Annotated in this window: 9 protein-coding genes; 6 read left to right on the forward strand and 3 right to left on the reverse strand. The window is 61.2% G+C overall.

The window, feature by feature from the left end; all coding sequences use genetic code 11:
• Positions 1 to 12 precede the first annotated feature (12 nt).
• The gene (locus tag B5G28_RS04825; RefSeq protein WP_087246589.1) at positions 13 to 381 is read left to right on the forward strand and encodes a RidA family protein; all 369 of its coding nucleotides are present in this window, start codon (positions 13 to 15) and stop codon (positions 379 to 381) included.
• Between the two features lie 296 nt (positions 382 to 677).
• Positions 678 to 1,211 (forward strand): DUF3795 domain-containing protein, encoded by a 534-nt coding sequence (locus B5G28_RS04830; protein WP_087246590.1) that lies wholly within the window; start codon positions 678 to 680, stop codon positions 1,209 to 1,211.
• A 242-nt stretch (positions 1,212 to 1,453) separates the two neighbouring features.
• On the opposite strand, the gene B5G28_RS04835 is transcribed toward B5G28_RS04830, so the two are convergent.
• Positions 1,454 to 2,497: an aldo/keto reductase gene (locus B5G28_RS04835; RefSeq protein ID WP_087246591.1), complete on the reverse strand. Its 1,044-nt coding sequence runs from the start codon at positions 2,495 to 2,497 to the stop codon at positions 1,454 to 1,456.
• A 308-nt stretch (positions 2,498 to 2,805) separates the two neighbouring features.
• On the opposite strand from B5G28_RS04835, the gene B5G28_RS04840 reads away from it, so the two are divergent.
• The 4 genes from B5G28_RS04840 to B5G28_RS04855 all read left to right on the forward strand — a co-directional run bounded on the left by B5G28_RS04840 (position 2,806) and on the right by B5G28_RS04855 (position 7,621).
• Entirely contained in the window at positions 2,806 to 3,474 is a 669-nt protein-coding gene (locus tag B5G28_RS04840) for a response regulator transcription factor (protein WP_087246592.1), read from the forward strand.
• Positions 3,471 to 4,478 (forward strand): sensor histidine kinase, encoded by a 1,008-nt coding sequence (locus tag B5G28_RS04845; protein ID WP_087246593.1) that lies wholly within the window; start codon positions 3,471 to 3,473, stop codon positions 4,476 to 4,478. Before B5G28_RS04840 ends, B5G28_RS04845 begins: the two co-directional genes overlap by 4 nt.
• A gap of 172 nt (positions 4,479 to 4,650) precedes the next feature.
• Positions 4,651 to 5,418, forward strand: coding sequence for an ABC transporter ATP-binding protein (locus B5G28_RS04850; RefSeq protein ID WP_087246600.1), 768 nt, complete (start codon positions 4,651 to 4,653; stop codon positions 5,416 to 5,418).
• Entirely contained in the window at positions 5,408 to 7,621 is a 2,214-nt protein-coding gene (locus B5G28_RS04855) for an FtsX-like permease family protein (protein ID WP_087246594.1), read from the forward strand. Before B5G28_RS04850 ends, B5G28_RS04855 begins: the two co-directional genes overlap by 11 nt.
• A 99-nt stretch (positions 7,622 to 7,720) precedes the next feature.
• Here the strand turns inward: B5G28_RS04855 and B5G28_RS04860 are convergent, their stop codons facing one another.
• Positions 7,721 to 9,136 (reverse strand): 6-phospho-beta-glucosidase, encoded by a 1,416-nt coding sequence (locus B5G28_RS04860; RefSeq protein WP_087246595.1) that lies wholly within the window; start codon positions 9,134 to 9,136, stop codon positions 7,721 to 7,723.
• Positions 9,137 to 9,156: 20 nt separating this feature from the next.
• On the reverse strand, positions 9,157 to 9,921 hold the full coding sequence (locus tag B5G28_RS04865) for a PTS transporter subunit EIIB (RefSeq protein ID WP_087246596.1): 765 nt from the start codon (positions 9,919 to 9,921) through the stop codon (positions 9,157 to 9,159).
• Positions 9,922 to 10,149 lie beyond the last annotated feature (228 nt).

Here is a 10,149-nt window from a genome sequence, read left to right on the forward strand (position 1 = left end):
GAGGATTGGAAAATGACTGTCATTGCAACCCAGAACGCCCCCGGCGCCATCGGCCCCTATTCCCAGGGCTTTATTACCGGGAACCTGATCATTACTTCCGGCCAGCTGCCGGTGGACCCCGCTTCCGGCGTTATGCCCGAGGGCATCGCCGCCCAGGCTCAGCAGAGCTGCAAAAATGTGGGCGCCATTCTGGAAGCCGCAGGCTCCGGTCTGGACAAGGTAGTCAAGACCACCTGTTTCCTGGCTCATATGGAGGACTTTGCCGCCTTCAATGAGGTGTATGCCCGCTATTTCACCTCCAAGCCGGCCCGCAGCTGTGTGGCCGTGAAGGAACTGCCCAAGGGCGCCCTGTGCGAGATCGAGGCCATCGCCGAGAAGTAACCCGGGCCCCAAACCACTTGCGCCATAACCCCTCTATACTACCTCCTCTTCCCATGACATCCAGATAAAACCCATCTGTTCCTTCCTAAAACCCCTTTATGCGGCGCAGTCCGCTGCATAAAGGGGGTTTTTGTTGTCTGCCGCCCCTGTTGGAACCGCCCGGGCTGTGTTATAATGGGACCATCACTTGTCGGAAAAAGGAGAGGGAACCGTATGATTTTGCTGGTAGTGGATACCCAGAGCGCCCTGACCCGGATGGAAGAAAACAGCGCCTCCCGCTGAAAGAAGGTGACCCAATGCGAGGCTTTGAACGAACCAACCCCTGGCTTTCCCTCTGCGGGCTGAACTGCGGCCTGTGCCCCATGCGCCTGGGGGATTACTGCGGCGGCTGCGGCCATGGGAACCAGTCCTGTCCCATCGCCCGGTGCAGCCTGGAACAGGGAAAGGTGGAATATTGCTTTGCATGCAGCCGCTACCCCTGTGAGAAATACCAGGGCGCGGAGGAATACGACTCCTTCATCACCCACCGGCGGCAGATGCAGGACATGGAAAAGGCGCAGCGAATCGGTCTGGACGCCTACAATCGGGAACAGCAGGCGAAAGCGGAGTTTCTGCAGTATCTGCTGAAACACTTCAACGACGGCCGTCGCAAGACCCTTTTCTGCGTGGCGGTCAACCTTCTGGACTGGGAGGAGCTGCAGGAAGCCGCAGCCTGCCTCCGGGAAAAGGAGACCCTGCCCCTCAAGGAAAAAGCTCTTTTTGCCGCCCAGACCCTGGGCCAGATCGCAGACCGGCGGGGCGTGGAGCTGAAACTCCGGAAGAAAAAATGAATCGCCCGGCGGGACGGCAGGCTGATTTCCTGTGAAGGCCCCGCCCCTTTTGAAGAAATGGAACGCCCCTGGCCCGGCCGGGGGCCTGTGCTGGTTTAGGAGAGCCGCAAAACCCACGCCCGCCCTTTTGCAGACAGGCGTCGTCCGCTTTGCCGGATCTTTTCATGAAATAAAGGCGCAGCCGGTTTAGGGCTGCGCCTTTGGTTGTTCTCAGGGCCGCCGCACACGGCACCCGGCAGGATTCAGGATTCGATGGTCTGGCTGCCGGTGGACCAGACGTGGTCCTGGCTGGCGGCAGCGGGGGTATTCTGGGCCATGACGCCCACCAGATTGTGGGGGACATAGGGCTCCTCCAGATAGAGCCGCTCCTCCGGGGTCAGGACCAGATCGACGGCCCGGGCGGCCCCCTCCACATGATGGAGTTTGGTGGCCCCCACCACCGGCGCGGTGACCTTGGTCAGCAGCCAGGCCAGGGAAACTTCGGTCATGGTGACGCCGTGGTTTTGTGCCAGCTCGGCCACCCGCTGGATGATGACCGCATCCTGCTGGGCGGTGGCGTCGTATTTGAACCGGGCATAGCTGTCCTCCTCCAGCCGCTTGGAGGTCTCTCCGGGGTGCTTGGACAGCCGTCCGCCCGCCAGGGCGCTGTAAGGCGTCATGGCGATGTTGTCCTCGGCGCAGAGCTTGGCCATTTCCCGCTCTTCCTCCCGGAAAATCAGGTTGTAATGCCCCTGAATCGAGACAAATTTGGAGAAGCCTTCCTTCTCGGCCAGGGCATTGGCCTTGGCCAGCTGATAGGCGAAACAGTTGGAGATGCCGATGTAGCGGGCCTTGCCGGTCTTCACGATCCGGTTCAGCCCGTCCAGAATGTCGTACAGGGGCGTCTGGTAGTCCCACATGTGGTAGATGTAGAGGTCCACATAGTCCATCCCCAGATTTTTCAGGCTGGTGTCGATCATCTGCTGAATGTGTCGCTGGCCCGAGATGCCGTTTTGGATTTCTTCCGGGGTGCGGGGCAGGAACTTGGTGGCCACCACCACCTGATCCCGGCGGGCAAAGTCCCGCAGAGCCCGGCCCAGATACTGCTCGCTGGTGCCGCTCTGGTAGGCGATGGCGGTGTCGAAAAAGTTGATTCCCAGTTCCAGGCCGCGGCGGATGATCTCCCGGGAGTGTTCCTCGTCCAGGGCCCAGCTGTGCTGGCCGTTTTTGGCGTCGCCGAACCCCATGCATCCCATGCAGATGCGGGAGACTTTCAGATCTGAGTTGCCCAGGGTGGTGTATTGCATGATGGATTCTCCTTTCTCCATGGAAGCGGCTGATGTTTCCAGGGGCCCGGCGGCCCCGCAGCTTGTCTGCTTCCATTATAAAATCGGCGGAGTGAAATGTCGAATACTTATTCCTTATCCATGAAGATGCCCAAAATGCATGCACGCCGCAAACCAGCCGGACTAAGCTGTTTTCCCCGTGGCCCCTCCGCCGCCCTGCAGGGGACGCCGTGCGTTCGCCGGCAGGAGCTCTTTCCGCTCCCGGCATTTGTGCTCGGGAGCCTGTTTTGCTATAATAGGCTCAAACCAATCCAAAGGAAGTTTTGCCTATGCCCTATAAAATCCTTGTGGTGGAGGACGACCCGGTGATCCGGCAGCAGCTGCAGCTGTTGCTGGCCGGCAGCGGGTACCAGGTGGAGGCCGCCGGGGACGCCCCGGCGGCGCTGGACCGGATGAAAACCTTTGCGCCCCAGCTGGTGCTTCTGGATATCGGATTGCCGGGAGCCAGCGGCCTTGAATTGTGCGCGCAGATCCGCGGCTTTTCACAGGTGCCCATCGTCTTTGTCACCAGCAGCCACGCCGACCTGGACGAGCTGAACAGCATCCTGCTGGGCGGCGACGCCTTTCTCACCAAACCCTATAACCCGGCCATTCTGCTGGCCAAAATCGCAGCCCTGCTGCGCCGGGCCTATCCCGCCGCGTCGGAAGAAACCCTCTGCTGGAAGGACACCCTTCTCCACCTGGAAAGCGGCGCGCTGGAATACCGGGGCCGGACCGTGGAACTGACCCGGAACGAGCAGAAAATCCTGTATTATCTGTTCCGGCACGCCGGGACCATCTGCGCCCGGGCAGATCTGGTGGACTTTTTGTGGGACAACCAGCTCTATATTGATGACAACGCCCTCAGCGTCCATGTCAGCCGCATCCGGGACAAGCTGGCCTCCATCGGGCTGACCGACTTCATCCAGACCAAACACCGGCAGGGGTACAAGATATGAGATACGTGCAGGACCGCCTCCCGGCGGTGTTGGTGAATCTGGTGGGGCTGACCATGCTGTCTTTGTTTCTGCTGGCCGGCGGCAATGCCGTGGGAACGGTGGCGCTGATTGCCGCCGTCTGGCTGGCGGTGCTGGCCTGCTGGCTGATTGCCGGGTGCTTTCTGGAAAAGCGGCATCTGGATGCCCTTTTGCGCCAGGCGGAACAGCTGGAAGAACGGTATCTGCTGCCCGAAATCCTTCCTCCGCCGGTGACGGCCGAGGAAGCGGTATACCGCCGGCTGCTGCAGATGGCGGAAAAGTCGATGCTGGAACAGGTTGCAGAGGCCCAGCGGCAGCGCAAAGCCTATCGGGAATACATCGAGCAGTGGGTTCATGAGATCAAGACGCCCATCACGGCGGCAGAGCTTCTCTGTGAAAACCACCGCAGTCCGCTTTCCCGGGAGATCCTGGCCCAGCTGGAACGGATCACCCGCTGCACCGAACAGGCCCTCTACTACGCCCGCAGCGAACACACCGAAAAAGATTATCTGATCCGTGACATCCAGCTGAACAGCCTGGTTTCCAGCGCCATCGCCGAAAACAAATACCTGCTGCGGCAGGGCGGGGTGTGCATCGAGGTGGGAAACCTGGCCGGCACCGTCTGCACCGATGACAAGTGGGTCCGGTTCATTCTGGATCAAATCATCGGCAACGCGGTCAAGTACCGGGGCCCGTCGCCCCGGCTGCGCTTTGACGCGGAGGAGCGGCCGGGCCAGGTCTGCCTGGTGATGGAGGACAACGGCATGGGCATCCCGGCGGAGGACCTGCCCCGGGTGCTGGAAAAGGGCTTCACCGGCCGGAATGGCCGCACGGTCCACAGCTCCACCGGGATGGGTCTGTACCTGTGCAGCCGGCTGTGCGACAAGCTGGGCATCGGGCTGGAAATCCATTCCCGGGAAGGGGAAGGAACCGCCGTCCGCCTGCTTTTCACGGTCAACGATGCCATTGCCGGCGTGCATAGATAAAATCGAAACCCACCTGGTCCGCGGCTGCGCTCCCCCGGCCGGGGCGCAGGTGGTATGACGATGCGAAACAGTCCAGGCTGTGCCTGGTCTTTCATTTTTGTAAGAACTGCGCAAGAAAACCCGATACACTCCGGGCCGCCGATCCCTTACAATGGAGCCGGAGGTGAACGAGATGAAAGAAATACTCAAACTGGAACACATCCAGAAAATCTACGGCAATGGAGGCAGCATCACCAAAGCCATCCGGGATATCAGCTTCACGGTGGAGGAAGGGGAGTTTGTGGGGATCATGGGGGCGTCAGGGTCGGGCAAGACCACCCTGCTCAACTGCATCTCCACCATAGATGCCGTCAGCGCCGGCCACATTTACCTGGACGGCCAGGACGTCACCGCAATCAAGCCCGGGGATCTGGCCCGGTTCCGCCGGGAAAAGCTGGGCTTTGTCTTTCAGGATTTCAATTTGCTGGACACGTTGACCATCGGGGAGAACATCGCCCTGGTGCTGGCCATCAACAAGACCCCGGCCCATCAGGTGGAACCGCAGGTCCAGGCCATGGCCCAGAGGCTGAACATCCAGGGGATTCTGGAAAAATATCCCTATCAGGTGTCGGGAGGCCAGCGGCAGCGGTGCGCCTGCGCCCGGGCGCTGATCCATGGGCCCCGGCTGCTGCTGGCGGATGAGCCCACCGGCGCCCTGGACAGCCATTCGGCCCAGATGCTTCTGAACACCTTTGATGGGATTCACCGCCAGCTGGGTGCCACCATCCTGATGGTGACCCATGACGCCTTTACCGCCAGCTACGCCCAGCGGATTCTGTTTTTGCGGGATGGGGAAATCTTCACCGAGCTGCGGCGGGGCGGCCAGACCCGCGGGGCCTTCTTTGAGAAGATTCTGCAGGTGCTGACCACGCTGGGAGGAGGCGGGACGGATGTACGCTAAACTGATTCTCCGCAGCGCCCGGCGCTCGGCTCGGGATTACCTGATTTATCTGGTCACCATGACCCTCTGCGTCGCCTTGTTCTATGCGTTTTTGTCGGTGTCCAGCCGGTTTTATAAGCCGGACATCGGGGTGGAATACGACTTCACCCTTCTCAGCGGCGGGATGAAAATGGCCATCTGCGCCGTGACCCTGCTGCTGTTGTTCCTGATCCGGTTTGTGAACCACTATATGCTCCGCAGCCGCCAAAAGGAATTCGCCCTGGAGGCCATTCTGGGGATGGATCAGCGGACCATCGCCGGGCTGTTTTTCGCCGAAACCCTGCTGATGGGCGGGGTGTCGGTGGTGCTGGGCATCGGCCTGGGGGCGGTATGCTCCCAGTTCATCACCGCCCTGCTGCTGACCAGTTACGGCCAGCCCTATCGGCCGGCGTGGACCCTGTTCCCGGATACCGTCCTCTGGACGGTGGGCTTTTTCCTGCTGAGCTTTCTGGCGGTGGGGCTGCTCCAGACCCGGGCCATCCGCCGGACCCGCATCCTCTCGATGCTGACCGCCGGCCGTGAAAACGAAGCCCCTCTCACCCAAAGCCGCTGGATGCAGGGGGTGGCCGCCCTGTATCTGGCGCTTGCGGCGGTCATGACGGTTCAGGCCGGGCGGATGCTGTATTTTTACGGGGACAGCCGGTTCCCGGCGCCGGTGCAGGTCATGTTCTGGGCCAACATTCTGGCCCCGGCGGGGCTGCTGGCCTGGACGGCGGTCTGGGCTGTGCGCCGCCGGAAAGGGGACTTTCCGGTTCTGGTGCTGGGCCTGACGGCGGGGGCGCTTGTCTGCATCCTGGCGGCGGCCAGTGTGCCGGTGGCCCAGCGCCGGTATATGCTGGCGTTCGGGGAGGGCTGGGTCAGCCAGGCCCTGACTGCTCTGTTGGTCCACCTGCTTTTCCTGCTCTGTGGGGTGATCTGGCTGGCCAGCACCCTGCTGGTCTGGCGCAAAGAGCGCAGCGCCGCCTGCCGCTATCAGGGCACCAACCTGTTCTTTTTCGGCCAGATGATTTCCAAGCTCCGCACCACCAGCAAGACCATGAGCCTGGTGAGCATCACCCTGGTGCTGTCCATCTTTCTCTTCATGGCGGCCCCGGTGCTGGTGGGCTGGGCCGACGGCTACCTGGAAGCCCGGTCGATGTACGATATCCAGATCTACTCCCGCTACAACAACGTCTACCACGAGGCCGATCTGCCCCGGGACGGCTATCAGGCGGTGACCGCGTTTCTCTCGGAAAAAGGAATCGAAACCACCGCAGACCGGACCTTCAGCCTCTATCTGCCCCGGCGGGAGGACTTTCACCAGCGGGTGAAATACGACTTTCCCGCGGCGGTGATTTCCCTCAGCGACTACAACGCCCTGCGGACCATGCTGGGCCTTGAGCCGGTGGAGCTAGCGGAAGGGGAGTTTACCACCCAGTGGCAGACCATCGCCTCGGAGGAGGAACGGGAGCAGTTTCTCGCCGAACACCCTACTGTTTCCACCGACGCCGGCGTCCTGACCCTGGCGGAGCAGGCCTGGCATGACGACCCGATGGGGGAGACCCTCTACAACAGCTACACCGACGTGGTGTATGTGTTCCCGGACAGCGTCTGTCAGCAGCTCTTGCCGGTGATGCGCTGCCGGTACAGCATGACGGCCCAGCCCCTGGCCTATGAGACGGCCCGGGCCCTGGAACAGTTTTTTGTTGACCATTATCCCGAACAGGCCCCCGGCGGGGTGAATTATTCCATTCGGCTGCGGACCCTGCAGGTCAACAGCACCCGGGCCGGCAACTTTGTGTTGCAGGCGGCCATGATTTATGGAGCGGTGGTGCTGATGGTGATTTGCCTGACGGTTTTGTCCCTGCAGCAGCTGCTGGACGCCGGGCAGTACCGGTATCGCTTCTCGGTGCTGCGCAAGCTGGGGGTCGGGGAAAAAGAGATTGGGCGGCTGGTGGTGCGGCAGCTGGGCTTCTGGTTCGGGCTGCCGGTGGGGGCGGCGGCCCTGGCAGGAGGCGCAGTGGTGGGCTGCTTTGTCCTGGTGGTGCAGGCTGAGATCGGCGCCTACATCGGCTTTGGCGCCCTGGCGGTGCAGCTGGGCATCACGGCGGCGGTTCTGACCCTCTTGCTGGGATGTTATTTTGTCAGCACCTGGGCCATGTTCCGCCGGGCAATCGAAGCTTGACCCGGCACAAAAAGAAGATAAAACCAGAAAGGGCGGCCAGTTTCCTGGCCGCTCTTTCTGGGTGTGTAGGGATGAAGGATGGAGCTTTGCTGCTCCGCTTTAGAGATTTTCGCCGTGATGGGCAATGACGTCCCGGTACCAGTAGAAGGATTTCTTCCGGATGCGCTTTTTGGTTCCGCAGCCGTCGTTGTCCTGGTCCACATAGATGAAGCCGTACCGCTTGGACATTTCGCCGGTGGTGGCGCTGACCAGATCGATGCAGCCCCAGGCGGTGTAGCCCATGATGTCCACGCCGTCCTGGTCGATGGCCTGGAGCATGGCCTGGATGTGGGTCTTTAAGTAGTCAATGCGGTAGTCGTCGGAGACGGTCCCCTCCGGCGTCAGCTGGTCCATGGCGCCCAGACCGTTCTCCACCACAAAGAGAGGCTTCTGGTAGCGGTCGTACAGGGCGTTGAGAGTGATGCGGAAGCCCATGGGATCGATGGGCCAGCCCCACTGGCTGCAGGCCAGGTAGGGATTTTTGGCCGAGGCAAAGACGTTGCCGCCGGAGGCTTCCCCCTGTCCGTCGGTGCGGACGCAGCGGCTGTTGTAGTAGGAGAGGGCGATGAAGTCGGCGGTGTTTTCCCGCAGGATGCGCTCGTCCTCGGGGGCCATCTCCACATGGATGCCGCTGCAGTCCCACAGCTTTTTGGCATAGGCCGGGTAGGCCCCGCGGGCCTGCACGTCGGTGAAAAAGTAGGTTTCCCGGTCCTTCTGCATGCCCTGCCAGACGTCCTCGGGGCGGCAGCTGTAGGGATATACGCTGCCGGCTGCAATCATGCAGCCCACCTGGCAGTCCGGGTTGATCTGGCGGGCGAGTTTGGTGGCCAGCGCAGAGGCCACCAGCTCGTGGTGGGCCGCCTGGTACTGGACAGCCAGCGGGTTTTCGCCCTTCTCAAACCGGATGCCTGCGCCCATAAAGGGCAGATGCATCAGCATGTTGATTTCGTTGAAGGTGATCCAGTAGCGCACCTTGGTGCGGTACCGGCGGAAAATCACCTCGCAGTAGCGCAGGTAGGCGTCGATCACCGCCCGGCTGCGCCAGGAGCCGTATTTTTCCACCAGGTGCAGGGGCAGGTCAAAGTGGCAGATGGTCACCACCGGCTGAATGTTGTGGCGCAGCAGCTCGTCGATCAGGTTGTCGTAGAACTGCAGGCCAGCCTCGTTGGGCCGGGTTTCCTCGCCGGTGGGGAAAATCCGGGACCAGGAAAAGGAGAACCGATAGCACCGGAACCCCATTTCTGCAAACAGGGCGATGTCCTCTTTGTAGTGGCCGTACAGATCGATGCCGTCCCGCCCGGGATACCGGGTCTCCTGGGGCAGGGTGCGGTAGTCCATCACGCCCTGCATGACCGGCAGACGGTTTTCACCCTGAGGCAGCACATCCACCACGGCCATACCGCGTCCGTCCGCCTGCCAGCCGCCCTCGCACTGGTTGGCGGCGGTGGCGCCGCCCCACAAAAAATCGTTTCGCATCGTTGACCTCCGGTTCTGATTCAGGAAAGGGTCAGCAGGGTGTCGCCTGCATTGACGGCGGCGGTGCCGGCAGCAGCCACCGCCGCGTAGTCGTCCGAGTTGGTGATGATGACCGGAGTCACCAGGGAGTAGCCGGCGGCCTCGATCAGCTTGCGGTCAAACTTGAGCAGGGGCTGGCCCTTCTTGACGGCCTCGCCCGAGGCGGACAGGGCGCTGGACTGGATGGCGGGGTAGCACAGTGCGGCGCCGATGGCCAGGCCCAGCATGGGTTTCAGCTTGAACTTTTTGGCGGCGGTATAGCCCAGGAACAGCGGCAGGAAGTTGAACAGCGCGTCGCCTGCGGCGTTGATGATCATGTAGATGCCGTCGGAAGTGGCGTACAGGCCCAGGGTTGCAAAGAGGGTGTTGAAGCCCTTCAGCATGCCGCAGGCCGCCATGATGCCCAGGATGGGCTGGAAGATGCCGGACACCACGTCGATGGCCCGGTCCAGCAGCTTGCCTTTCTTGACCTCGGCGGGGGCGGAGCCGTCCTCTTTCAGGTCCAGCAGAGCGCACACATCGTCGTAGACCTCGGCCACGTGGTTGCCGATGACCACCTGGTACTGTCCGCCGCTCTTCATGACCGTGACGACGCCGCTCATTGCCTTGAGCACGTCGTCGTTGGCTTTGCTCTCATCCTTGAGGGTGAAGCGAAGCCGGGTAATGCAGTGGACGAGCCCCACCACATTTTCCTTTCCTCCGACATTTTTTACAATGTCTTTGGCCAGTTCTGCGTATTTACCCATGATTTGCCTCCTGTCTATGGGTGTGTTGATATGCGGTGACACAAACATAGCATGGGTTTGACTTGAATACAATATAATGGGCCCATTCTGGTCCTGTGGTTCAAAATAAACAAGTGAATTGTCAAACTAAGTGCAACAGGAATTAAGCTCGAAGTCCCATAATTCCTGGGCAGAATGGAAGTTAAGAACCTTGCGAGGCCTGGCGTTAATCAACGCCAGGTTTCGTTT

This window comes from Faecalibacterium sp. An77 (assembly GCF_002161315.1).
In the GTDB taxonomy this organism is placed as follows: Bacteria; Bacillota; Clostridia; order Oscillospirales; family Ruminococcaceae; genus Faecalibacterium.

Coding starts and splice junctions, on each gene's coding strand:
- B5G28_RS04825 (WP_087246589.1), top strand. CDS start 13: ATGACTGTCATTGCAACCCAGAACGCCCCCGGCGCCATCGGCCCCTAT.
- B5G28_RS04830 (WP_087246590.1), top strand. CDS start 678: ATGCGAGGCTTTGAACGAACCAACCCCTGGCTTTCCCTCTGCGGGCTG.
- B5G28_RS04835 (WP_087246591.1), bottom strand. CDS start 2,497: ATGCAATACACCACCCTGGGCAACTCAGATCTGAAAGTCTCCCGCATC.
- B5G28_RS04840 (WP_087246592.1), top strand. CDS start 2,806: ATGCCCTATAAAATCCTTGTGGTGGAGGACGACCCGGTGATCCGGCAG.
- B5G28_RS04845 (WP_087246593.1), top strand. CDS start 3,471: ATGAGATACGTGCAGGACCGCCTCCCGGCGGTGTTGGTGAATCTGGTG.
- B5G28_RS04850 (WP_087246600.1), top strand. CDS start 4,651: ATGAAAGAAATACTCAAACTGGAACACATCCAGAAAATCTACGGCAAT.
- B5G28_RS04855 (WP_087246594.1), top strand. CDS start 5,408: ATGTACGCTAAACTGATTCTCCGCAGCGCCCGGCGCTCGGCTCGGGAT.
- B5G28_RS04860 (WP_087246595.1), bottom strand. CDS start 9,136: ATGCGAAACGATTTTTTGTGGGGCGGCGCCACCGCCGCCAACCAGTGC.
- B5G28_RS04865 (WP_087246596.1), bottom strand. CDS start 9,921: ATGGGTAAATACGCAGAACTGGCCAAAGACATTGTAAAAAATGTCGGA.